Annotated in this window: 22 protein-coding genes and 1 pseudogene; 11 read left to right on the plus strand and 12 right to left on the minus strand. The window is 50.3% G+C overall.

Annotated elements, in window-relative coordinates; all coding sequences use genetic code 11:
• Window positions 1-300 precede the first annotated feature (300 nt).
• On the plus strand, window positions 301-441 hold the full coding sequence (locus D515_RS25435; RefSeq protein ID WP_002541291.1) for a DUF3149 domain-containing protein: 141 nt from the start codon (window positions 301-303) through the stop codon (window positions 439-441).
• Window positions 442-734: 293 nt separating this feature from the next.
• Here the strand turns inward: D515_RS25435 and D515_RS20670 are convergent, their stop codons facing one another.
• The 3 genes from D515_RS20670 to D515_RS20680 all read right to left on the minus strand — a co-directional run bounded on the left by D515_RS20670 (window position 735) and on the right by D515_RS20680 (window position 4,999).
• Complete coding sequence (locus D515_RS20670; RefSeq protein WP_002541292.1) at window positions 735-1,601, minus strand: TraB/GumN family protein; 867 nt, start codon at window positions 1,599-1,601, stop codon at window positions 735-737.
• A 50-nt stretch (window positions 1,602-1,651) separates the two neighbouring features.
• Complete coding sequence (locus D515_RS20675; protein ID WP_002541293.1) at window positions 1,652-2,086, minus strand: DUF411 domain-containing protein; 435 nt, start codon at window positions 2,084-2,086, stop codon at window positions 1,652-1,654.
• A gap of 159 nt (window positions 2,087-2,245) precedes the next feature.
• Window positions 2,246-4,999, minus strand: coding sequence for a cation transporter (locus D515_RS20680; RefSeq protein WP_002541294.1), 2,754 nt, complete (start codon window positions 4,997-4,999; stop codon window positions 2,246-2,248).
• Between the two features lie 113 nt (window positions 5,000-5,112).
• Here D515_RS20680 and cueR point away from each other — a divergent pair, with 113 nt between their 5' ends.
• Window positions 5,113-5,511 (plus strand): Cu(I)-responsive transcriptional regulator, encoded by a 399-nt coding sequence (gene cueR, locus D515_RS20685; RefSeq protein WP_002541295.1) that lies wholly within the window; start codon window positions 5,113-5,115, stop codon window positions 5,509-5,511.
• A 32-nt stretch (window positions 5,512-5,543) separates the two neighbouring features.
• Here the strand turns inward: cueR and D515_RS20690 are convergent, their stop codons facing one another.
• From D515_RS20690 to tesA, 3 genes are all read right to left on the minus strand, one after another.
• Window positions 5,544-6,392: a thioredoxin family protein gene (locus D515_RS20690; protein ID WP_002541296.1), complete on the minus strand. Its 849-nt coding sequence runs from the start codon at window positions 6,390-6,392 to the stop codon at window positions 5,544-5,546.
• 519 nt (window positions 6,393-6,911) lie between these two features.
• Window positions 6,912-7,739, minus strand: a complete 828-nt coding sequence (locus D515_RS20695) for an SDR family oxidoreductase (RefSeq protein WP_002541297.1) — start codon at window positions 7,737-7,739, stop codon at window positions 6,912-6,914.
• A 7-nt stretch (window positions 7,740-7,746) separates the two neighbouring features.
• Window positions 7,747-8,355, minus strand: coding sequence for a multifunctional acyl-CoA thioesterase I/protease I/lysophospholipase L1 (gene tesA / locus D515_RS20700; protein ID WP_002541298.1), 609 nt, complete (start codon window positions 8,353-8,355; stop codon window positions 7,747-7,749).
• A gap of 100 nt (window positions 8,356-8,455) precedes the next feature.
• Between tesA and D515_RS20705 the strand changes: the two are divergent.
• Together D515_RS20705 and D515_RS20710 are read left to right on the plus strand one after the other, a co-directional pair.
• Window positions 8,456-9,031 (plus strand): annotated as a pseudogene (locus D515_RS20705) (ABC transporter ATP-binding protein); the annotation flags it as partial.
• Entirely contained in the window at window positions 9,028-11,448 is a 2,421-nt protein-coding gene (locus D515_RS20710) for an ABC transporter permease (protein WP_002541301.1), read from the plus strand. The pseudogene D515_RS20705 and the gene D515_RS20710, both read left to right, overlap by 4 nt.
• 64 nt (window positions 11,449-11,512) lie before the next feature.
• Here D515_RS20710 and D515_RS20715 read toward each other — a convergent pair whose 3' ends face one another.
• A complete protein-coding gene (locus D515_RS20715) occupies window positions 11,513-12,406 on the minus strand; it encodes a TIGR01777 family oxidoreductase (RefSeq protein ID WP_002541302.1) in 894 nt (297 codons plus the stop codon).
• Window positions 12,407-12,654: 248 nt separating this feature from the next.
• Between D515_RS20715 and D515_RS20720 the strand changes: the two genes are divergently transcribed.
• Genes D515_RS20720 through D515_RS20735 form a run of 4 tightly spaced genes read left to right on the plus strand, consistent with a single transcriptional unit; the run spans window position 12,655 to window position 14,934 of the window.
• Entirely contained in the window at window positions 12,655-13,389 is a 735-nt protein-coding gene (locus tag D515_RS20720; RefSeq protein WP_002541303.1) for a DUF1538 domain-containing protein, read from the plus strand.
• Window positions 13,386-14,192: a DUF1538 domain-containing protein gene (locus D515_RS20725; protein WP_002541304.1), complete on the plus strand. Its 807-nt coding sequence runs from the start codon at window positions 13,386-13,388 to the stop codon at window positions 14,190-14,192. The genes D515_RS20720 and D515_RS20725 overlap by 4 nt, the downstream gene beginning before the upstream one ends.
• Window positions 14,192-14,542 (plus strand): P-II family nitrogen regulator, encoded by a 351-nt coding sequence (locus D515_RS20730; RefSeq protein WP_002541305.1) that lies wholly within the window; start codon window positions 14,192-14,194, stop codon window positions 14,540-14,542. Before D515_RS20725 ends, D515_RS20730 begins: the two co-directional genes overlap by 1 nt.
• Window positions 14,539-14,934 (plus strand): CBS domain-containing protein, encoded by a 396-nt coding sequence (locus D515_RS20735; RefSeq protein WP_039850410.1) that lies wholly within the window; start codon window positions 14,539-14,541, stop codon window positions 14,932-14,934. Before D515_RS20730 ends, D515_RS20735 begins: the two co-directional genes overlap by 4 nt.
• Before the next feature lie 33 nt (window positions 14,935-14,967).
• On the opposite strand, the gene D515_RS20740 is transcribed toward D515_RS20735, so the two are convergent.
• From D515_RS20740 to metN, 5 genes are all read right to left on the minus strand, one after another.
• Window positions 14,968-15,243 (minus strand): Rdx family protein, encoded by a 276-nt coding sequence (locus tag D515_RS20740; protein WP_002541307.1) that lies wholly within the window; start codon window positions 15,241-15,243, stop codon window positions 14,968-14,970.
• The gene (locus tag D515_RS20745; protein WP_002541308.1) at window positions 15,240-16,004 is read right to left on the minus strand and encodes a sulfite exporter TauE/SafE family protein; all 765 of its coding nucleotides are present in this window, start codon (window positions 16,002-16,004) and stop codon (window positions 15,240-15,242) included. Before D515_RS20745 ends, D515_RS20740 begins: the two co-directional genes overlap by 4 nt.
• Window positions 16,005-16,121: 117 nt before the next feature.
• Window positions 16,122-16,934 carry a MetQ/NlpA family lipoprotein gene (locus tag D515_RS20750; RefSeq protein ID WP_002541309.1) on the minus strand — a complete coding sequence of 271 codons (813 nt, stop codon included), beginning with the start codon at window positions 16,932-16,934 and terminating at the stop codon, window positions 16,122-16,124.
• 57 nt (window positions 16,935-16,991) lie between these two features.
• Window positions 16,992-17,684, minus strand: coding sequence for a methionine ABC transporter permease (locus tag D515_RS20755; protein WP_002541310.1), 693 nt, complete (start codon window positions 17,682-17,684; stop codon window positions 16,992-16,994).
• On the minus strand, window positions 17,674-18,708 hold the full coding sequence (metN, locus tag D515_RS20760; RefSeq protein WP_002541311.1) for a methionine ABC transporter ATP-binding protein MetN: 1,035 nt from the start codon (window positions 18,706-18,708) through the stop codon (window positions 17,674-17,676). Before metN ends, D515_RS20755 begins: the two co-directional genes overlap by 11 nt.
• Window positions 18,709-19,066: 358 nt before the next feature.
• On the opposite strand from metN, the gene D515_RS26260 reads away from it, so the two are divergent.
• The 3 genes from D515_RS26260 to D515_RS20775 all read left to right on the plus strand — a co-directional run bounded on the left by D515_RS26260 (window position 19,067) and on the right by D515_RS20775 (window position 22,409).
• Window positions 19,067-19,402 (plus strand): hypothetical protein, encoded by a 336-nt coding sequence (locus D515_RS26260; RefSeq protein WP_002541312.1) that lies wholly within the window; start codon window positions 19,067-19,069, stop codon window positions 19,400-19,402.
• A 150-nt stretch (window positions 19,403-19,552) separates the two neighbouring features.
• Entirely contained in the window at window positions 19,553-20,968 is a 1,416-nt protein-coding gene (locus D515_RS20770) for a PepSY-associated TM helix domain-containing protein (RefSeq protein WP_002541313.1), read from the plus strand.
• Window positions 20,969-21,299: 331 nt separating this feature from the next.
• A complete protein-coding gene (locus tag D515_RS20775) occupies window positions 21,300-22,409 on the plus strand; it encodes a TRAP transporter substrate-binding protein (RefSeq protein ID WP_002541314.1) in 1,110 nt (369 codons plus the stop codon).
• Window positions 22,410-22,495: the final 86 nt, after the last annotated feature.

Genomic DNA, 22,495 nt, shown 5'->3' on the forward strand with positions numbered 1-22,495 from the left:
CTGGTCCCAAACCAGATGCGCTACCAAACTGCGCTATTCACCGACAATGCTGATCCGCTGTGCGTCTCAGAGGTTGGTTATATTACTCATCCACGCTTAAGACACAAGTGTTTTATCAGGATTTTTGCGTGGTACGAACCGTTCGCTCAAACGATCACCAATCCAGAATAAATTGCGACAACACACACACTTGAATTGTCACGTGCCACTAACACGAGCTTCACTTGATCTGGATCATCGTTGATTCTTTCACCAATTGGCAACCTAGTCTTAACGTTCACAGACATAGGAAATACAAAAATGGAATTCTGGTTAGACCTACTTTTCGGCAACGCAATTGGCCTCTCCTCAATGATCGTCATTTTTGTTGCCTTGGGCATGATTAGCTTCATGGCCGGGTTCTTTGTCTACAAGGCGATGAAAGAGCCTGGAACACAATAATTCCCTTAAACCAGTTAAATGTAGACTTGGTTGCTTACGCCGAAGGCAGCAACGCACTTCGGCTTCTTTTTATTCCTCTAATAAGAGCAGCAATTCGCTGCTCTTATTGTTTGTAACAAACCTTCCAATTGTGCTCTTTTCCACATGGCATATGCGGTAAACTACCTCCAAGATTCTGGCTTTACCGCAGTAAGGAAAAGGGTATGAGAAAATCTATTGTCATCTGGTTTATTCTGTTGTTTCTGGTCTCAATGATTGTGACTCAGGTACTGGTGAGCGGCTGATTTAGCCGCTCATGGAATCGCCGGGATTTCGCAATCAACCTTTTCACCCTGCGTTAAGAGTTTTACGTCGAAACCGGCTTTTTCCAGCAGTGTCAGCACACCTTCTTTGCCATAAAGGTGCAATGCACCGACAACCATCACGTAACTCCCTTTTTCAAACCGCGATTTGTCAGTGAGGGCTTCCAGCCAGTTGTGGTTGCGCTCATCAATCAGTTGACGTTCGAACTCTCCTGCGCCGCTCATGACCGTTACCATTTCTTCCATTTTCGCACCGTCACCATACTGCCAGGCATCAATCAGACAGGGCATAAACTCTTTGGAGAGTTCCCAGTAATCCAGAGTATCTGTCAGTAGCTCCAAACCATCCTTATCTGCATTGGCCAGTAGGTCGACTTGCTGTTGTACGGTTTCCAGTGGGATCACGGGTACAGAATGCTTCTGGCTTCGTGAGAGGAAATAAAGGTCAATGCCCAGCAGTTGTTGGAGTTCCAACTGATTGATTTGGTAAAGCTGGAGTGCCATGGCTGCTTGCCACGGAGGAAGATTAAGCAGCACGTTTGATGGTGTACCAGTCTCTGCTGCGATTTCCTCAAGTGTTTCTTTCTGGGCGTCTGTCAGGTAAGAGGCGGAAGGTTTTCCTTTGGGAATGGAAATAGATTTATCGCTGATGATATCGGCTTCTACGATAAGACCATCGGCAGATTCGAATCTACTGACCATGACATCGGGAAGAGGGTAGAACTCTGGCTTGCCAGCGTGTACAGAGCCCATGATGGTAAAGGAAAGGTCGCCTTTTTGCGCTTGCCAGACTTGAGGGTCGGCGATAGATAACGTGCTAAAAAGCAGCGAGAAAAACAGGGTAGTAATGCGGTACATGAAGCCTCCATACTGTTGAAAGTCCAGTATGGAGGCTTCACCATCAATTGTCAGTCTTTGTTGTGGCTGTTAAAGACGACGGTCATACCGTTTTTCGAGAAGCCAACGACATCATATGGGTCTTTTTGATCGCCATATTCCATGCCCGGTGAACCGACTGGCATGCCAGGTACAGCAAGGCCGGCCAGTTTTGGTTTTTGCTCTAGGAAGGCTTTTACGTCGCTAGCTGGGATGTGCCCTTCAAACAGGTAACCGTCGATAACAGTGGTGTGGCACGAAGCGAGCTCAGGCTTGATACCAAGCTTCATCTTAATTGGATTCATGTTCACATGATCTTCAGACTTCATCTCAAAGCCGTTGTCTTCCATGTGCTTAACCCACTCTTTACAGCAACCGCAATATGGAGATTTGTAAGTCACACCAGAAGCAGCAAACACGCTGGTGGATAGCAGCGCAAACGACAGTGCAGCAAGTTTAGATTTCATCATTTTCTCCTCGATGTTATCCCCGGGCGATGAAACTAACCCGGGGCGAATACCTGTTGCGTAGTCGCAAACAGCGTTAATTTAGGCGGCGTTTAATTTTTCTTTTCCGCCAGCCAGAACCACCAGATGATGGCTCCGATCAGTCCCAATCCAATGAAATTAACCAGCATGGTTTCCTCCTTTGGGTGGCTTAAACCAGCGCAGTCGGTTGGCATTACTCACGACGGTAATCGACGATAAAGCCATGGCTGCTCCAGCAACAACTGGGCTTAGCAGTGCGCCGGTGAGGGGATATAACACACCCGCAGCAATCGGAATACCCAGAGAATTGTAAACAAATGCACCAAAGAGATTTTCCTTCATATTACGAAGGGTTGCTTTGGACAGTGTTAGCCCATCAGTGGCTGCATCTATTGAGTGACGCATCAATGTCATCTGTGCACTTTCAATAGCTACATCGCTGCCACTACCAATGGCAATCCCAACTTCAGCTTTGGCCAGTGCTGGCGCATCATTGATGCCATCACCAATCATGGCGACTTTCTTGCCTTCGCTCTGAAGGCGAGTGACGACATCCGCTTTACCGTCTGGCAAAACCCCCGCAATCACATTCTCAATCCCCGCCAGTTTGGCAATGGCATTGGCCGTATCAGGATGATCACCGGTGAGCATCACCACCTGATAGCCTAAAGCTTTCAGACGTTTTACTGCGCTGGCAGAATCTGAACGCAATGGGTCGCTGATGCCAATAAGACCAAGAAGCTCAGTGCTTGTTGCCAGATACACAGCGGTTTCCCCGCGATCTGCTTGTTGCTTGGCGGCAGCTTGGCCGCCTTCCACCGCAATGCCTTTTTCTGCCATCAAGCGTGCGTTACCCAGAAAATAAGTGTCGCCATCAATGTTGGCACTCAGACCTTTTCCTGGAATACCTTCAAAGTTCGATACTGATGCAAGGGCGATGTTTTTACCTTTTGCTGCATCCAGCACTGCTTTTGCCAGTGGGTGCTCAGAACCTTGCTCAAGGCTTGCAGCGATACGCAGTAATTCCTCTTCTGGCAGTGCAAGGCTGATTATCGATGTCACTTGCGGCTTGCCTTCGGTCAATGTGCCCGTTTTATCCAATACCACAGTGTCGACCGACGCTGCATGTTGCAATGCCTCTGCATCACGAATGAGCACCCCAAGTTCAGCCGCACGACCAACGCCAGTTGTGACAGACATTGGCGTTGCCAAACCAAGCGCACAAGGGCAGGCGATAATCAGCACAGTTGTCGCGGTGACCAGCATAAAGCTGAGCTTCGGATCAGGGCCAAAGTTGTACCAGCCAAGCGCTGTCAGAATGGCAATGATCATCACTGTTGGAACAAATATGGCCGAGATAGAATCCGCCATGCGTGCCAGCGCCGGTTTGCTGCTTTGTGCCTGACGGACCAACTGAATAATCCGTGACAGCATGGTATCGCTACCGATACCGGTGGCTTTAAACAGCAGACTACCGTTTTGGTTCACGGTACCAGCATGCAGCGTTTCCCCTGCCGTTTTGCGGACAGCAAGTGGCTCGCCAGTCAGCATGGATTCATCGACATAGCTTTCGCCGTCTTCAACCACACCATCAACCGGAATTTTTGAGCCGGGTTTCACTCTGAGTATCATGCCTGCTTGTACGGCTGCCAGTGGAACTTCTCGCTCCTGACCGTTTTCGACGACCAGTGCGGTTGGTGGTTGTAGGTCGAGTAAGCGATCAAGCGCTTTAGATGTCGATGCACGTGCTTTGGCTTCAATAGCATGACCAAGTGTCACCAACCCCAGAATCATGGCTGTGGCTTCGAAGTACACATGACGTGCTTGTACAGGGAAAAGATCCGGCGCAAACACCACTGCAATCGAGTAAAGCCACGCTGAACCCGTACCCAAAGCGACTAAGGTATCCATGGTCGCACGATGATGGCGTGCCGCTTTTATGGCATTTACGAAGAAATGTTTACCCGCGGTACATAAAAGTGCAAAGGTTAAAAGGCCAATGATGCCCCAGCCGATTTGGCTGGTGGTGCTTTCAATGGTCATTGAACCGCCGAGCAGTCCCCATGCCATCAGTGGTGCACCTAAGCCCAGAGACAACCAGGTGTTGCGTTTGTGTTCTGCAAGTTGTGCGGCATGCATGGCTGCCTGACGCTCACGGCGAGTCTCTTCGCTTTCACTCACTTCTGCGCCATAGCCTGCGGCTTCTACCGCTTTGATGATGACGTCGGCGTCGGCTTCTCCGGACACTAACGCAGTGCGCTCAGCCAAGTTTACGTTGACCGCCATTACACCGGTTACGCCTTTTATCGCGTCTTCTACGGATGACACACAGCTCGCGCAGGTCATGCCGGACAGAATAAATTGCAGGGAAGCTGAATTTGAACTCAACGGCGGTTCGGACGGAGCATCATCGAGCGCAACTTCTGGCGCTGCTGTGATTTCTGGTGCGTGTGTTGTTTCGCTCTGGGCTTCAGCAACCTGATAACCTGTTGCATCGACGATGGCTGCCAATTCTTCCATTGTCAGTGCGCTGTTAATGGTGGCTTCGGTCTTACTCACATCCGCAAGAAAAACCTTTGGTGAAGCTTCAAAAGCGGCTTTCAGTTTGGCAACACAGCGTCCACAGCTGAGCCCTGCCAAAGGAAGTGCCGTGGTCGTTCCCACCTGATAACCCAGCGATTCAACCGCATTGATGACGTCACTTAAAGGCGCATCTGCGTTGATCGTTAGGGAGGTCTTGTCGGCTTCCACCACAGACACACCTTCGATAGGCTCGACGGCATTTTTCACTTTACGCGCACAACCCATGCAGTTAAGTCCTGACAAGGGGAGCGTGATAAGTGTGACGGCTTCTTTGCCTTCCTCATGAGCGTTCAGTTCTGTATCTGTCATTTCGATACCTATAAATTTACTTGCAGTCTCAGGTGTGGACTGTTCATAATTCCGTAGAATAAACCTTCCATCAACTGTAAGGTCAAGCGTGAGTTTTAGACGGGGAGTGAGGCATGAAAATCAATGAAATTGCCAAGGCGACAGGGCTGACACCAAAGACGATTCGTTTCTACGAACAAAAGGGGATCATTAGTGAACCTGCACGTCTGGAGAATGGCTATCGGGCTTATGGTCAAAAGCACATTAATGAGTTGCAAATGATCCGTCGTTCGCGCTTGGTGGGCTTTAGTTTGGAAGAGTGCCAGACCTTGTTGGATATGTCGCGAAACCCTAACCGTCGAAGCGCAGATGTAAAGCAAAAGGCATTGGAGAAAATCGCAGAGATAGACGACAAAATAAAAGAACTTCAGGCCATGAAAAAGTCGTTGAAATCACTGGCGAGTACCTGCCCGGGTAACGACAGCGCCTGTTGCCCAATCATCGAAGCTTTGTCCTCGGCTGATGGGAAATAAAAAAGCGCCGGAGCGCTTTTTAAAATGGGAAATCAGTAAAGCAGCGAGTAAAGCTGTCGGCGGTAACGGCTGGCAATTTCGTTGCCTTGGCCGAGCGCTGCCAGAATATCCATCATGGTCTTCTTAGCGTCGCTAAAATTCATGTCCTTACGAAGAATGCCCAGCAAAAGCTCAAGCGCTTCTTCCTGACGATTAACCTGACTAAATTGGACAGCCAGTTCAAAGGCCAGATCTTTGTTGTCCGGATCGGCTTCAAATGCCGCTTGCAGCTCACGAATCTCTGGTGTGTCTGCTGCTTGCTTATGTAGTTCCACTTTGGCCATCAGCGCTTTGTATTGTGCATCTTGATCTTGCATCAATACTTTCCCGAGAAGCTCCTCTGCTTCGTCGAATTGCTGTGCTTCCACATAACACTCTGCCAGTGCCAGCTTATGAGCGCCAGTTTCACCCAGCGCGGCTTCCACAGATTTCAAAAGCGGCAGTGCCTCGGCGTGATTGCCTTCTGCCATCAACGCCAGTGCCTGTTTGAAGGTCATTTCGTCTTGGCTCGGCAGGTGGCGAACCAACATTTCACGCACTGTGTCTTCAGTCTGTGGCCCGGCAATGCCGTCTACAGGCTGGCCATTGCTGAACAGGGCGATAGTTGGCAAAGCACGCACACCAAACTGGGAGGCCAGCATTTGCTGCTGTTCGCAGTTGAGCAGGGCCAGCGTAAATGCACCTGCATATTCGTGTGCCAGTTTTTCCAGTGCTGGAACAATCTCGGTACTCTCTGGGCTCATTTGTGCCCAGAAGTGGATCAGGACTGGAGTTTCAACCGAGCCTTCCAGGATTTGCTGAAAGTTCTGCTCGTTAAGTTCAACAATATAATTTGGTTGCATAGTGTCGCCTGAGCGTTAGAAGTTCTTTGCTGTAAAGGTGGGGGGGACAACATGAAAATTCAAGGCATTATCCGGTAAAGCGCCGATAAATATTGATTATTGCTGGATCAAATCACTGATTGGATGTTGTCTGACATGGCAACGAAAAAGGCCACCGGAATTCCAGTGGCCTTCATTCTTTTGCGCTCGTCGATGTGAAACGCTGACTTAAAACACAAGCAATATTGCCAGCGTTACACTCAAACAGAGCCAGTTCAATTGACTTAAGGACATAGTCCGGCTCCTATTGGGGTATTTGTTCTTTTTTTGTATCCCCGTTCACGGCCTGATCCGACACGCATCACATCGAAGTGGAAGTTGGGGGCAGGTGTTTCACGGTACAGGAGAGAGATTAACGCGCATTTGTGACAGAAAGATGAATGCAAAAATAAAGTTTTGATGTCACGTTTCTGGGAGTAACCGGGCAGAAATTGCCCGGTGTGCAACTTTTTGTGAGTGGTATCTGTATGACTTTGGGTGTTAACCACCCTTTGCAAGAATTTTGTCGAGCGTTTTTGAAGGAAGTAGACGCTTACACCAGGCCATGTAATGGGTCGGCTTGGTCACACGATATCGGACTTTAGGATCTTCCGCAGTTAGCGCGTGGATCAATGGTGCAATGATCGACTCCGAAGGCAGAGTGTACTTATTGGTGGAGTTTTCGCTTTCCATGCGATCTTGCTGGGCGAGATAATCGCTTCTGAATCGGCTGTTTTCGATATCAATGAACCGGTAAAACGCTTCCAGTGCATTGGCGCGGAAACGGGTTTCGATTGGGCCTGGTTCGATTAAGCTGATTTTTACTGGTGTGCCTGCAAGTTCCAGACGTAGGGTATCTGTCCAACCTTCAACGGCAAATTTGCTGGCGTTGTACGCCCCGCGGAATTTCAGTGCGACAAAACCCAGCACGGAGCTGTTTTGAACAATGCGGCCTTTGCCGTTCGCCATCATCATTGGGATCACGGCTTGGGTCAGCGTGTGCCAGCCAAAGAAGTTGGTTTCAAATTGCTTTCTCAATGCGTCGGTGGGCAAGTCTTCCAACGCGCCAGGTTGGCCATAAGCACCATTGTTAAAAAGCCCCATCAACTTTCCGTCAGTCATGGTCCTGACTTCTTCCACGGCATTGAGAATGCTGTCGTTGTCAGCAAGGTCAAGGTGAATGCAGGTAAGCCCTTCTTCTTTTAGGCGCTCAACATCTTCTAATTTGCGGCATGACGCAATCACATCAAACCCTTTCTTTGCGAGGGCGTGGGCACAGACATAGCCGATGCCGGTTGAACATCCGGTCATCAATACTGCGTTTTTCATTCTTGTTTTATCCTTGCTCTTTGATGTGTGGCAGCATCTGTTCTGCCATGAATTGTGCAATCCAAGGCTGCGCGATGTCTTTAGGGTGCAGACCATCTGACATCATCCAGCCTTCGGTCAAAACCACCTTCTCCATGAAGAACGGAATGAGTGGAATTTGCATTTCTTTACTTAATTCCGGATAGATATCAGCAAAAGCCTTGCTGTATCTTTGACCATAGTTAGGTGGGATCTGGATCTGCATTAACATCACCTGCGCGCCATTTTCCTGGCTTAAACTGATCAATTCGGACAGGTTATTGCGTATCTGCTTGGGTGGGAATCCTCGCAGTCCATCGTTAGCACCCAGTTCAATCAGCACATAGTCGGGTGAATGCTGTTCCAGCAGGGCTGGCAGTCTGTCGAGACTGTTCCCAGAAGTATCGCCGGAAATGCTGGCATTAACCACGGAAGTGATCTTGCTGGTTTCCGTCAGCTTAGGCTCAATCAGGCTAGGCCAGCTTTTCTCAATCGCCATCTGGTAGCCAGCGCTAAGGCTATCGCCGAGTACAAGAAGCGTCTGCGCCGCGGCGCTATGACTGATAATCAAAAGACAAAAAGAAAGGATGCGAATCATGACAACTCCAGTGATCAGGGCCAGCAACGTCTCTAAAACAGTGACGACGAATGCACAGTCTCTGACCATTCTGCAGGATGTTTCCCTTCAGGTCGAGCAGGGCGAAAGTATTGCTTTAGTTGGGGTTTCCGGCGCAGGTAAATCCACGCTTATGACATTGCTTGCAGGTTTAGATACCCCGTCAGCCGGCGAGATTGAACTTCTTGGCAAGCCTTTAAGCCAGCTCGATGATGATGCGCGAGCAGCCCTTCGTGCCGAGTCGATCGGTTTCGTTTTCCAAAGTTTCCTGCTGGTGCCTTCCCTGACCGCGCTAGAAAATGTGCTTCTTCCTTGTACTATTCGCGGTGATGATGAAGACGAAGAACGGGCGCTTGAGCTATTAGCGTCGGTTGGGCTGAAAGGACGTGAAACCCACTTACCTTCGCAGCTTTCTGGCGGTGAGCAACAACGTGTGGCGATTGCCCGCGCCTTTATGACCCGCCCAAATGTTCTGTTCGCCGATGAACCAACTGGTAATCTCGACCAGCACACCGCAGCAACGGTCATCGACCTGCTTTTCTCGCTCAACCGTGACCACGGCACCACCTTGATCCTTGTGACGCATGACCCGGCACTGGCAGAGAAATGCCACCGCACCTTGCACCTTAACGCAGGCGAACTGGCGGGGGCTGCATGAGAAAAACTCTTGTCTGGCGCTGGGCTTGGCGCGAACTCTTCCACGGACAGCTTTGGCCTGTCGTTGCTGCACTGGCGCTGATCATCGCCTGTGTGTTTGCATTGTCTGCACTGGCAGGTCGTATTGAATCTGTTCTCACCCAGCAAGGCCGTTCCATGCTGGCCGCTGACTTGGTGCTTCGAAGCAACCAGCCTTTGGCTCCACAAACACTGCAAAACTTTGACAGCATTGATGTTGAACGCTCTGACCAAACCCGCTTTGGCACCATGGCATTCAGTGACAATGAAATGCAGCTCATCAGCGTGAAAGCGGTAGAAAGTAACTATCCGCTCCGTGGCGCTTTGGAGCTGGAAAGCGCGGATGCGATGCAAGACAGCGTCAAACCCGGCGAACTTTGGCTGGAAGAGCGTCTGTTTACGCTGCTAGATGTGGGCTTGGGAGACAAAGTTGATGTGGGAGATTTAACCCTGACAGTCAGCGGTAAAATCATTTCTGAGCCTGAGCTGTCCTTCAATCCGTTCAGCCAAATGCCAGCGGCGATGATGCACCTGAGTGATGTCTCTGCTGCAGGTGTGGTGCGTCCGGGAAGCCGGGTGAGTTACCGTTATTTCTTCCGCGGTGACAGCAGCGACCTTGAAGCAGTAAAGACCGCTTACACGCCGATCGACGGACAACGCTGGATCGATGAAAACACTGGGGATCGCACCGGCGACATGCTGGATAGGAGTCGCGGTTACCTCTCTTTGACTGTGGTGTTGGTCATCATTATGGCAGCGGCGACCTTACTCCTGACTTGTCAGCACTATGTGGATAGCCGTACCCAGACGCTTGCCATGGTGAAAAGCCTTGGTGCCCAGCGCAGTTGGGTGAGACGTTGGCTTGGCAGGCAGCTTCTGATGCTGATGTTGATGGCAACTGTGCTTGGCTTGGGGTTCGGTGCAGCGCTGGAATATCTGCTGCGTTTACCGCTGGCAGATGTGCTGCCTTCACCCTTGCCGAGCTATGGCTATCTGCCCTGGTTGCTCGGTCCTATGGTGGCTTTGCTGGTGGCACTTCCGGCACTGGGTATTCCATTGATCCGGTTGATTGAAGCGCCTGCCATGAGTGTACTGCAGGAGCAAAGCGCAGTGCGCGCGCGGAAGAATCCTTGGAGTTGGTTGCTGGCAGCAGTGCCAATTCTTGCGTTGGTGGCATGGTCATACGACAACCGCTTGCTTTGGCTGGTATTGGCGGCCTTAGTGTTGATGCTCAGCCTTCTGGCGGCGATTGGCGTAATGGTGCTGAAAGTCGCGCAGAAACGCGTTAAACAGCCTGCATTCAAACTGGCGCTCAGTCGAATAACACGAAATCCGGCATCAAGTGGCGCGCAGCTTGGCGCGTTGGCAACGTCATTCATGCTGCTTTCTATTATCTGGCTGCTGCGTACCGACTTACTTGAAGATTGGCAGCAAACCCTGCCACAGAACGCTCCGAATGTGTTCGCGCTGAACATCGCGAAAAGCGAGTTGGATGATTACGTCAGCAGGCTGGACGCGAACAATCTGGAACGTTCGGAAGCCTATCCGATTATCCGAGGTCGTTTGGTTGGCCTTAATGGGCAGCGTTATGCTGAGCTGACGCCAGATAGGGAAGAGCGGGATGAAGCGCTTCGCCGCGAGCTTAACTTCACCTGGCGCTACAACTTGCCAACCCATAATGAGTTGTTGGAAGGTTCATGGCCAAGTGAAGGTGGCGTTTCTGTGGAATCCGGTATTGCTGAAAGGCTAGGACTTCGCCTTGGTGATGAGCTGACGTTTAACGTTAACAGTCAGGAATTTACAGCGGAAGTAAACTCGATTCGTGATGTGGAATGGCGCAACATGAAGCCTAATTTCTACTTCATCTTTGACCCGGCTTTGGTGGAGAACTTACCTGCAAACTGGTTGGTCAGTTTCCGACTGGAAGATAGTCAGAGCGATATCCTCAACCAACTGGGACGTGATTACCAAACGGTGACTTTGCTGGATCTACGCACCATGAGCGGAAGAATTCAGGTGATCCTCAAACAAGTGAGCCTGTCGCTGTCAGTATTGGCGGGGTTGGCGGTAGCCAGTGGTTTATTGCTCTTGCTGACACTGCTTCGGATCACCCTTGCCGAACGCCAGCGTGAAATCATGCTTTACCGAACGCTGGGAGCGAGCAAAAAGCGCATCAACACCACGCTTTGGGCTGAATACGGCATTATGGCATTAGTGTCCGGTTGTATGGCCGTCGGCGGGGCAGAGCTTGCGATGGCAGGTTTGTTGAAGTGGGGTGTTGAGCTACCGGTTCGCTTGCATCCGGAAGTCTGGTTGAGCTTGCCGACATTAGCTGTTGGGCTGGTCTTCCTGACAGTGGCTTGGATGCTTCGGGGCTTGTTAGAGCCGCTCAAAAAATAGCAGTCAGACAAATGAAAAAAGGCACGCATTTCAGCGTACCTTTCTTTTCCTAAAGCGGGAGCTATCAGCGCAAAATGTTTTCCAGTGCAGGACCCACAGACGGATACTGGAAACTGTAGCCGCTGTTTTCCAGAGCTCTGGGCACCGCGCGCTGGCTGTCAAAAAGAAGCTGACCTGCTTCACCCAGCATCAGTGATATCGCAAGCTTGGGCGTAAACATAAAATGCGGGCGCTTAAGCGTTGCAGCAAGACTTTGGCTGAACACCTTGTTGGTGACTGGCTCAGGTGCGGTTAGGTTGAAGGCGCCACGGGTATCAGCATGTTCCAATAAATGAATGATGCCACCCACCATGTCGTCAATGTGTATCCACGGGAAGTATTGCTTCCCGTCACCGATTGGCCCACCCATGCCGAATTGATATGGCAGCAGCATTTTCTTCAATGCACCGCCGCTTTTACTGAGCACAATACCAGTACGTAGGATACATACCCGGGTCTTATCCGAGTCGGCGCGCATGGCGATTTTTTCCCAGTTCGAGCAGACAGAATGTGCGAAATCAGTAGCATCAACCGTGAGTGATTCGTCGATGATCTTGTCACCTTGATCGCTGTAGTAGCCAACCGCAGAGCCACTGATAAAGGTATGAGGCGGGGCATCGGCTTCTAAAATGCGCTGCACCAGTTGTTCTGTCATCCCCCAACGGCTGGCGCAGATAATCCCTTTCTGCTGCTCGCTCCATCGCTTATCAACGATAGGTTCACCTGCAAGATTGATGATGGCATCAAACTGACTGAAGTCTTCAATCTCGTCGATGTTTTTTATCAAGTGCACCTTCGATGGCAAAACATGACGTGCTTTCTCTGGCGAACGGGTCAGTACGGTGATTTCGTGATGTTCGAGCTTTGGGATCAACGCGCGTCCGATAAGTCCGGTTCCGCCTGTCACGAGAATCTGCATGAGGATCATCCTAGTTGGGGTGTTACTAAATAGTATGCATTCAATCGGTTATTTGATCAGCCCGATGGTGAAGTTAATGAAGAAATTCACGAAAACCTTGTTAGCTTTATCACCCTATAGACATTGTGGATTGGCAAATTTCTATACACTGACTCAGGGTTAAATTAACTAACTCCTCACCGCAATTTCATCAATTGGCGCATTTATCGTGCCGGGCTTTTCGTCTGGGCGTTTTCTCTGGAGAGAGTGTGAAGGGACTTACCGCATTGCTGACCTCAATGCTAGGGAGCTTGAAGGATCTACTTCCTATCATTCTTGTGATCGGCTTTTTTCAAATCATTGTTTTACAGCAGCCTTTGCCGGATTCACTGTCCATCTTAATTGGACTGGTGTTGGTCGTGATGGGGCTGACTTTCTTTGTTTTCGGTCTGGAAATGGGGTTGTTCCCCATCGGCGAATCTATGGCTCACTCGCTGGCGAGAAAAGGCAGTGTTTTCTGGCTGGTGGTGTTTGCTTTCTTGTTGGGGTTTGGAACCACCATCGCTGAACCCGCTTTGACGGCGGTAGCTGCTGAAGCAGCAGAAGTTGCCGCTGAAGGCGGTATGATTGCGATGACCGAAGACGCGCAATCTTCCTATGCCAATGGGCTTCGTATCACGGTCGCACTCTCTGTAGGCTTTGCCATTGTGCTTGGCGTGCTGCGTATTCTAAAAGGCTGGCCCATTCACCGCATCATCATCGGCGGCTACATTCTGGTGGTGATCATGACGGCATTCGCGCCGCGCTACATCATCGGTATTGCCTATGACTCAGGTGGCGTGACCACATCGACCATCACTGTGCCTTTGGTGACTGCGCTAGGCGTTGGACTTGCCACTGTGATTAAAGGACGCAACCCCATGGTGGACGGCTTTGGCTTGATAGCGTTTGCGTCGCTCTCGCCAATGATTTTCGTCATGGTGTACGGGATGGTGGCGACATGAATGTATTGTCTACCCTCATTCCGACCTTTATCGACACCTTACTCTCGACCATTCGGGATGTGATTCCGATTGTCTGCATCATTTTCGGTTTTCAGTTTGCCGTGCTGCGAAAACCGGTTGTGAATCTGAAGAAAATCCTCTTTGGCTTTATCTACGTCATTCTTGGTTTGTCATTGTTCTTAATGGGGTTGGAGATGGCGCTCTTCCCATTAGGTGAATCGATGGCCGTTCAGCTGACGGCACCCGCATTTCTGTTTGGCGAAGGAGAGAGCATTCCCGAGAACTTCTCCTGGCAGCACTACTATTGGGTTTACATCTTCGCCGCAGCCATTGGTTTCAGTACCACAGTGGCCGAACCTTCACTCATTGCGGTTGCTATCAAAGCGGAGCAGGTTTCTGGTGGGGCAATCAGTGTGAATGGTTTACGTTTCTCAGTGGCAATTGGGGTAGCGATAGGCATTTCCCTTGGCTGCTATCGCATCGTGGCTGGCGATCCGATTCATTACTACATCATTGCCGGATACGTGGTGGTGGTGATTCAAACCTTCTATGCCCCGAAATTTATCGTGCCGCTGGCTTATGACTCCGGCGGTGTGACGACGTCGACGGTGACCGTGCCTTTGGTTACCGCCCTTGGCCTGGGACTGGCTTCGACGGTTCCGGGCAGAAGCCCTTTAATTGATGGCTTTGGCTTGATTGCCTTTGCCAGTTTGTTCCCGATGATCACTGTCATGGGATACGCGCAGTTAACAGAGTGGGCGGCGAAACGCGGCACCACCGAAGAAAATACGAGGGAATCATAATGCGATTCAAACTGATTGTAGCCTTCATTGAGGACTCTAAAACCGATGCGGTTTTGGACGCCGCCAGAACGGCAGGAGCCACAGGTGCGACAGTGATTAACAATGCGCGAGGGGAAGGATTAACGAAAAAGAAAACCTTCTTCGGATTAACCCTCGATGTTCAGCGGGATGTCTTATTGTTTTTGGTAGAAGAACATTTAGCTCGCTCCATTCTTGAAACGATCAATGAGGTGGGGGAGTTTGATGCGTCATCAGGAACAGGTATTGCGGTGCAGCTAGACGTAGAAGATGCCGTTGGGGTAGCGCATCAAGTGCAGGAATTGAGCAGCAAGATTGAGGATGAGTTATGAAAGTGACCAAAAGAGTCTGCGATGTTATGAAGGACGACTATGCGCTAATTGATGGACTGACGACGGTTGCCGAAGCCATCCGTATTGCCCGTGATAAGGAAGTGAAAGCACTCATCGTGAAAAAGCGCGATGAAGACGATGAATTTGGTCTGGTATTGATGAACGACATCGCCAAGAAAGTGCTGTCACAAAATCGCTCGCCGGAGCGGGTAAACGTCTACGAAATCATGACCAAACCCGCTCTTCATGTGGCACCGGACATGAACGTTAAATACTGTGCCCGTCTGTTTGAACGATTTGGTATCAGCCGTGCGCCAGTGATTGACGGTGGTGAAGTGCTGGGCGTGGTCAGCTACAACAGCATTGTGATGTACGGTATGCTGGCTGACTAAAATGTCAGCTGGCATACTCGTTTGAAGCGCAGGTTAACGGTCGACGTGCCCCAGATCTCGGTCTGGATCGAACACATCGCGAACGCGTTGTTTCAGCACTTTGGCTTCAGGAAAACCGCCGTCTCGCTTGCGCTCCCAAATCAATTCGCCATTGCAGTGAATTTCAAACCTGCCACCTGTGTCAGGGTGCAGGGTTAAACTCTCCACTTCCTCGCTAAAGGTGGAAAGCAACTCCTGAGACATCCAGGTCGCGCGCAACATCCAGTTGCACTGGCGGCAGTAATAAATCTCGATATTGACTTTGTTCATAACACGCCCCACAAAAGCTTGATACCGACTGCAAAGGTCAGCAGCTCAAACGCAATTTTTATCATCTTGTTGCTGTATTTATCGGCAAGATAAGCACCGAGGTAACCACCCAAAATAGAACCCACCAGGAGTGCAGGGATCCACGGCCAGTAAATCTCCGCGCCGGCTATTGCCAGTGTTGCTGCACCCAATCCGTTCCAGAAGATGCCTACGCTGACCAAAGTCAGCGCGACGGCCTGCTTGTAATCGAAGCCAAACCAGCGAACCAAAAACAGTGTGACGAACAGACCTGTTCCCGCGGTGAGGGAACCGTTCAGCAAGCCGATCGCGCTAAGTCCTAGGCAACCTAGAACCATGCCCATCGTATCGCGGTGTTTGGGCTCTGCTTCCTGCCCGAGTGTTTTGCGCATCCGCGAGTAAACACCCAGCAAAATGATGAACCCGCCCAGCAACCCTTCGGCTAAAGGACCCGGCACAAAAAGAATGAGATTGGCACCACCGATCACCCCGGCAGCGCCAGCCAATGTCACGTAAAGAGTGAGTTTAGGGTCGAGGTTGCCACTACGCCAATGCTTGAGCGCCGCACCAAGTCCAAGCGCCACAGAGGCCACTTTGTGGGTTGCCAGTGCAACAGAAAAGCCGAGACCAAGGAATAGCAAAAGGGGAAGTTGCAAAAGCCCTGCACCGCCGCCGGCCAGAGAGGCAAGGGTATTGGCAATCAGGGAGCCAATGAAAAGGCCAATGGTAGAGAGAAAGTCCATGTTCGCTCAAAGTCATCCGTTGTGGAAACGCAGTGTATCAGGTTGTCCGAGACAGAAAAAAGCCCGTGATGAACACGGGCTTGATAGGGGAGCAATTGTTACTCGAACTAACGGCGATTACCAGCCTTTGACTGCGCCGCCATCAAAGATTTCAGATGCTGCGTTGTACACTTCGTCAGTCTGGTAAGACTGAACAAACTGCTGAACGTTTTGCGCAGTCACGTTGTTAGCACGGGCAACAATCAGGTTCACGTATGGAGACTCTTTGTCTTCAACGAAGATGCCGTCTTTCTCTGGTGACAGGTTGATTTCGCTAGCAAAGGTGGTGTTAATGATTGCCAGTGAAACATCTTCCAGAGAGCGTGGTAGTTGAGCGGCTTCCAGTTCGACGATTTTCAGGTTTTTAGGGTTCGCTGTGATATCCAGAACCGTTGCTTTCAGGCCCGCTTCGTCTTTCACTTCAATCAGACCTTGTTGCTCAAGCAGCAGCAGTGAACGGCCAAGGTTGGTTGGGTCGTTAGGTACAGCGATCTGCGCGCCGTCTTCCAGTTGCTCAACAGAAGTCACTTTGGTTGAGTAACCTGCAATCGGGTAAACCAGCGTGTTACCGGCGATTTCGAACTTGTAACCGCGGTCAGAAATCTGCTGGTCAAGGTATGGCTTGTGCTGGAATGCGTTTGCATCGATTGAGCCCTCATCCAGCGCGGCGTTTGGCGTGACGTAGTCAGAGAACGTCACCAGTTCAACATCCAGGCCGTATTTCTCTTTCGCGACTTTCGCTGCGACTTCTGCTACTTGCTCTTCAGCACCAGCGATAACGCCAATTTTTACTTTCGTCAGATCAACAGTCTCTTCCTGACCACAACCGGTCAGAACCAGAGTAGAAGCAAGGCCAACGGCAGCAGCAATTTTCTTGAGTGTAAAAGTCATTATGTATCTCCCTAAAAATAGAATTTCCATTTATCCGGACGGTGTCACCATCCGTTTTTATCTGTGGTCAACCCGCTTCACGAAATAGTCGCCGGCTGACTGAATCATTTGCACCAATATCACCAGCATCACTACGGTGATCAGCATGACGGTGCCGTCAAATCGTTGGTAGCCATATCGGATACCCACATCACCGAGACCGCCGCCGCCAACAGCACCCGCCATGGCTGAGTAGCTCACCAGCGTTACCAGGGTAATCGTTGCGCCGTTCAAAATACCCGGCAGCGCTTCTGGCAGAAGAACTTTGCGGATAATTTGTAGCGGTGTTGCGCCCATAGCCTGAGCCGCTTCGACCAAGCCTGACGGCACTTCCAGCAATGCACCTTCAACCAGACGGGCGATAAACGGAATTGCACCGACAGTGAGGGGAACAATCGCTGCACCTGTACCGATGGAGGTACCCATGATGAAGCGGGTGAATGGGATGATGGCGACCAGCAAAATAATGAAAGGGATTGAGCGGCCAATATTGACGATGATGCCAATGGATTTGTTCAATGCCGCGTTTTCCAACAAGCCGCGTGGCTTAGTGAGGTGCAGCAGTACACCTAAAGGAATACCAAACAGGAAACCAATCGCACCGGATACAAAGACCATGGTCAGGGTCTGGCCCAGTGCATCAATTAACAGGCCAACAAGACGTTCGTTTTCAGCAAACCAGCCTGAAACAGCTGCGATATTAAGCGACATAGCCCAGCACCTCGATGTTGATGTTGTGATCTTTCAGGTAAGTCAGCGCGTGGTTGACGTTCTCTTCGTCGCCAAAGAACTCAGCCAGCATCAGGCCAAATTTCACGCCGCCAGCGTAGTCCATGTCAGAACTCAGGATGCTGATGTCGATATTGAACTTTCGTGATACCTGGCTGATAAGCGGGGCATCGACACTGGCGCCAGTGAACTCAAGGCGAACCAGTGGCGGTAAATGACCATCACTCTGAGGTTGTAGTCGTTCCTCGTAATCCTGCGGGATGGAAAGATCCAACGTTGCACGGATAAAGGTGCGTGCCAGTTCTGTTTTCGGATGAGCGAAGATATCGCCCACAGGACCTTTCTCTACCAACTCACCGCCACCGATGATCGCTACTTCATGACAGATGCGCTTCACTACGTCCATTTCGTGGGTGATGAGAAGAATGGTCAAACCCAGCTTTTGGTTGATGGTCTGCAACAGGTTCAGGATGGAATGGGTCGTCGCAGGATCCAGTGCGCTGGTGGCTTCGTCACACAGGAGAACTTTTGGATCGCTTGCCAACGCGCGTGCAATGGCCACACGCTGCTTTTGACCGCCGCTGAGGTTAGAGGGATAGCTCTGGTGTTTATCGCTCAGACCGACCAAATCCAGCAGCTCAGTCACTTTGCGTTGAATATGTTGTTTATCTTTGCCTGCTAGTTCCAGAGGCAGTGCCACATTGTTAAACACAGTGCGGGAGGAAAGCAGGTTGAAGTGCTGGAAAATCATGCCGATTTTCTGGCGCTCACGGGTCAGTTCCGATTGAGACAGAGCGGTGAGCTCAACGCCATCGACAACGACTTTCCCGGAGGTTGGGCGTTCCAGCAGGTTGACGATGCGGATCAGCGTACTTTTACCCGCACCTGATGCACCGATAACACCAAAAATTCTGCCCTGTGGAATATGGAGGTCAATATCGAGCAGGGCATGGATCGTCTGATCACCCTGTTTGAACTCCTTGTTAACCTGTTTTATTTCGATCATAGGCCTTCCTGGACAAAAATCGTGTTAATAAAAGGTAAAAAAGATAGCGATTGTTATGGGGTTTTTGTGGCTATCTGGTGTTTGATGCTATTTATTGTCTCAAAATAAGTCAATAGATATTTTTACGGCTAGACGTCTAAACGTATATTGTAGGGATAAGTGATTGATAAGGGATTTGGGAATGGCTTGAGCTGGTAGGAATACCCAATCTTTGCGGGCTTGTAACCTGTTTTTTAACTCACCTCACATCAATTGCTTTCTTTTCATACTGACTCACTGCATCAATACACTTAGTGATATATATTTTGCGACTTATATTCACAAGCAGGATGGGTATGTGAGGGCGTCATTTAAACGAATGATGTTGTTGGCAAGCGCCTTAAGTTGGGTGCTGGTCTCACTGATGCCTGTGATAAATGCCCATGGCAGTAATGCTGGCGTCTGGGAAACACTCTGTACTGTTAATGGCTTTAAGCTGGTTCAGGTTGAAGGGGAAGAAACCAGCAGTGAAGGAAAGCACCATGGAAAGCCTTGTCCGTTCAGCCATTTCTCTTTTAGCCATCACCTTACACTCACCGCCACAGACACTCATACTCACGTAAAATTCGTGGGGAATCAGCACTACTCTTTATTGGCTCAAAGGGTAAAGTTTGAATCTCCCATAGCCCGCGCTCCACCTTTCTCACTCTCATAATCTCCAAGCCCACATACAGCTGTAGTTGCTGAGGGCTGGAGTGTTCTAAAACAAAAATAAATAGGGCGCTTAGCCCACCAAGTAAAGTCATCGATAAAAATGCACTGCGTGTTTTGCGGTGTGTTTGCTTATGAGAAAGGAAAACTAACTATGGTTAGTGAAACCAACACAGCGGCTGCGCCTGCCCAAAAAGCGCGATATTTCACAGCTTGGCGATGGCACTTCTATGCCGGACTTTTCGTTATTCCCTTTATGTTGCTGCTGAGCGTTACCGGTCTTGTCATGCTGTTTGATGATGAGATTGAATCTGCCCGCTACGGAGACATGTTAACGGTTCAGGCCAGCGGACAACCAATGCAACCTTCTGAACAGCTCAATGCGGTAAATCAGGCGCTTCCAGAAGCCACGGTGACGCAATTTATTCCAGCGCAAACTGCAGATACTGTCAGCCGTTTTTCCATTCAATTGCCAGGCGGTGAAACCCGTTTTGCCTTAGTGAACCCGTATACAGCGGAAGTGACAGGGACAATCGACCGTAGCGACAGTTGGTATGAACTGGCGAACGATATTCACGGCACACTACTTATTGGTGACTTAGGTGATCGGCTGATTGAAACTGCCGCCAGTTTTATGATTCTGCTCCTGGTGTCAGGGATTTATCTCTGGTGGCCGAAAGACGCGGCAAGCCGAGCCGGTTTTCTTAAGATCCGAACCGACAGTGGGTCGCGCATTTTCATGCGGGATTTGCATGCCAACCTAGGTGGTGTTTTATCCGTGGTATTACTGCTGTTTGTATTGTCTGGTCTTGCCTGGGCGGGTATCTGGGGCGGAAAAATTGTTCAGCCTTGGGGCAGCTTCCCAGCTGAACGATCAAAAAACGCGCCTGAATCGGTCATCACCCACAAGATGCTTAATCATGGCTCTGAAGAGGAAATGCCTTGGAATCTCGAGCAAACGCCGGTACCGAGCTCTGATCATGGTGGTCATGGCGCACCTGAGCCAAACGTGGAACGTAAGTACTCTGCGGATGTGAGCATCGATCAGGTTGTGACCTTGGCTAAGGAAGTGGGTTTTACCCACTATAAGCTGAAGTTTCCGAAGTCGGATACTGGGGTTTATACCTTGTCGGCGAACACCATGAGTGGGGATATCACTGACCCAACGCAAGACAGAACCATGCACATAGACCAATACAGTGGTGAAGTGCTGGCAGATATTACCTTTGCAGATTACAACTGGATGGCAAAAGCGATGGCGGCAGGGATTGCATTGCATCAGGGGGATATCAGCATCATCAATAAAGCGCTGAATGTATTTTTCTGTCTTGCCTTTACCGCCATATCGATCACAGGTGGTGCCATGTGGTGGAAGCGACGTCCGAACGGTTCACGCAAACTGGGTGCGCCCCCCGTTGTGGCAGGAAATGGTTTTTGGGTAGTTGGCGCGACAACCCTGATTGCCATCTGTCTGTTGTTCCCGCTCGCTGGTTTGTCAGTGGTTGCAATTTTATGCATCGATTGGCTTATCTTCCGACGCGTGCAGAGTTTGAAGCAAGCTTTCAGCTAACAAAATTGAGCCCCTCGCAATAGGGGCTTTTTTGTGCCTTTTAACAAAGCAAAGCCCCCAGCAGAAGTGCGGGGTAGCACGAAATTAGAAGGCTACAGAGGGAGTTATCTATCAGAAGGTTAAATAAAACCTGATCATTGTTTGACCGACTTCAAACTACCTTGTGATGAAGCTACTTGCCTAGGCGCATAATGAGTAAAGTTATTGCAACATCTTATTAACTGCATAGTTAGTGAGATTGCCACGGATTGAACAGGCAGCCTGCACCTATCTTTTGCAACTTTCCGCGTTGCCTGTTGTTACCGCCATTTCGAGCAAGGAGACTGAAATCATGTTGAAACGTCGTTCGTTCCTCGCCACCGCCGCAGTAGCACTCAGTGTGTTCATGGCTGGTTGTGGTGAGCAAAAGCAGGAAGCGGCAGCTGAAGCTGCATCCGCTGCGCAAGAAAAAGTAACCTGGAAAATGGTCACCACTTGGCCGAAGAACTTCCCTGGTTTGGGGACGGGCGCAAACAACCTTGCTGAGCTGATCACTGAAATGAGTGACGGTCGCTTGGAAGTGAAAGTGTACGGTGCCGGCGAACTGGTGGGTGCACTGGATGTGTTTGATGCAGTATCTCGCGGTACGGCCGAGATGGGTCATGGCGCTGGCTACTACTGGAAAGGTAAAGCACCAGCAGGCCAGTTTTTCGCAGCAGTACCTTTTGGTCTGACCGCGCAGGAAATGAACGGCTGGATCTACAACGGTGGTGGTCTGGAACTGTGGGCGGAAGCTTACGAACCATTCGGTATCATCCCAATGCCAGCGGGTAACACTGGCGTACAAATGGGTGGCTGGTTCAACAAGGAAATCAACCAAATCAGCGACCTTGAAGGCCTGAAAATGCGTATCCCTGGTCTGGGTGGTGAAGTGCTGAAGCGTGTAGGTGGTACGCCTGTCCTGCTGCCGGGCGGCGAAATCTTCCCATCACTGCAATCAGGCGCGATTGATGCGACTGAGTGGGTAGGTCCGTACAACGACTTGGCATTCGGCCTGCACAAAGCGGCGAAATACTACTACTACCCAGGGTGGCACGAGCCAGGTACAACGCTGGAAGCGCTGATCAACAAGCAAGCATTTGAGAAGCTGCCAAAAGATCTGCAATCTATTGTTCTGGCGGCAACCCGTGTAGCGAATGCCGACATGCTGGCTGAATTCACTGCACGCAACAACGCAGCGCTGGAAAGCCTGGTGAACGAGCACAAAGTAGAGCTCCGTCCGTACCCACAAGAAGTACTGACTCAACTGCAGGCAGTGGCTGATGAAGTGGTTGCTGAGCAGGCAGAAGTGGATGAAATCAGTAAGAAAGTTTACAACTCTTACAAATCATTCCGCGATCAGGCAATTGACTGGCATGCGATTTCTGAGCAATCCATGCTGAACGCCCGTAACCCGCAATAATGTTGAACAGGCAGTGCCCCGGGCACTGCCTTTTTCAATACCCTCATAAAAACAAAAGCCCTAAGGGCTTAAGTAAGAGTTGTAGT

Origin of the sequence: Grimontia indica, assembly GCF_000333895.2 — a bacterium.
In the GTDB taxonomy this organism is placed as follows: domain Bacteria; phylum Pseudomonadota; class Gammaproteobacteria; order Enterobacterales; family Vibrionaceae; genus Enterovibrio; species Enterovibrio indicus.

Excerpts from the sequence above, each read along its gene's own strand:
- cueR (WP_002541295.1), top strand. The coding sequence starts at position 5,113 with ATGAAAATCAATGAAATTGCCAAGGCGACAGGGCTGACACCAAAGACG.
- D515_RS20730 (WP_002541305.1), top strand. The coding sequence starts at position 14,192 with ATGCGATTCAAACTGATTGTAGCCTTCATTGAGGACTCTAAAACCGAT.
- D515_RS20775 (WP_002541314.1), top strand. The coding sequence starts at position 21,300 with ATGTTGAAACGTCGTTCGTTCCTCGCCACCGCCGCAGTAGCACTCAGT.
- D515_RS20695 (WP_002541297.1), bottom strand. The coding sequence starts at position 7,739 with ATGAAAAACGCAGTATTGATGACCGGATGTTCAACCGGCATCGGCTAT.
- D515_RS20725 (WP_002541304.1), top strand. The coding sequence starts at position 13,386 with ATGAATGTATTGTCTACCCTCATTCCGACCTTTATCGACACCTTACTC.
- D515_RS20715 (WP_002541302.1), bottom strand. The coding sequence starts at position 12,406 with ATGCAGATTCTCGTGACAGGCGGAACCGGACTTATCGGACGCGCGTTG.
- D515_RS20770 (WP_002541313.1), top strand. The coding sequence starts at position 19,553 with ATGGTTAGTGAAACCAACACAGCGGCTGCGCCTGCCCAAAAAGCGCGA.
- D515_RS20670 (WP_002541292.1), bottom strand. The coding sequence starts at position 1,601 with ATGTACCGCATTACTACCCTGTTTTTCTCGCTGCTTTTTAGCACGTTA.
- D515_RS20710 (WP_002541301.1), top strand. The coding sequence starts at position 9,028 with ATGAGAAAAACTCTTGTCTGGCGCTGGGCTTGGCGCGAACTCTTCCAC.
- D515_RS20735 (WP_039850410.1), top strand. The coding sequence starts at position 14,539 with ATGAAAGTGACCAAAAGAGTCTGCGATGTTATGAAGGACGACTATGCG.
- D515_RS20750 (WP_002541309.1), bottom strand. The coding sequence starts at position 16,934 with ATGACTTTTACACTCAAGAAAATTGCTGCTGCCGTTGGCCTTGCTTCT.
- D515_RS20745 (WP_002541308.1), bottom strand. The coding sequence starts at position 16,004 with ATGGACTTTCTCTCTACCATTGGCCTTTTCATTGGCTCCCTGATTGCC.
- D515_RS26260 (WP_002541312.1), top strand. The coding sequence starts at position 19,067 with ATGATGTTGTTGGCAAGCGCCTTAAGTTGGGTGCTGGTCTCACTGATG.
- metN (WP_002541311.1), bottom strand. The coding sequence starts at position 18,708 with ATGATCGAAATAAAACAGGTTAACAAGGAGTTCAAACAGGGTGATCAG.
- D515_RS20675 (WP_002541293.1), bottom strand. The coding sequence starts at position 2,086 with ATGAAATCTAAACTTGCTGCACTGTCGTTTGCGCTGCTATCCACCAGC.
- D515_RS20680 (WP_002541294.1), bottom strand. The coding sequence starts at position 4,999 with ATGACAGATACAGAACTGAACGCTCATGAGGAAGGCAAAGAAGCCGTC.
- tesA (WP_002541298.1), bottom strand. The coding sequence starts at position 8,355 with ATGATTCGCATCCTTTCTTTTTGTCTTTTGATTATCAGTCATAGCGCC.
- D515_RS20740 (WP_002541307.1), bottom strand. The coding sequence starts at position 15,243 with ATGAACAAAGTCAATATCGAGATTTATTACTGCCGCCAGTGCAACTGG.
- D515_RS20755 (WP_002541310.1), bottom strand. The coding sequence starts at position 17,684 with ATGTCGCTTAATATCGCAGCTGTTTCAGGCTGGTTTGCTGAAAACGAA.
- D515_RS25435 (WP_002541291.1), top strand. The coding sequence starts at position 301 with ATGGAATTCTGGTTAGACCTACTTTTCGGCAACGCAATTGGCCTCTCC.
- D515_RS20690 (WP_002541296.1), bottom strand. The coding sequence starts at position 6,392 with ATGCAACCAAATTATATTGTTGAACTTAACGAGCAGAACTTTCAGCAA.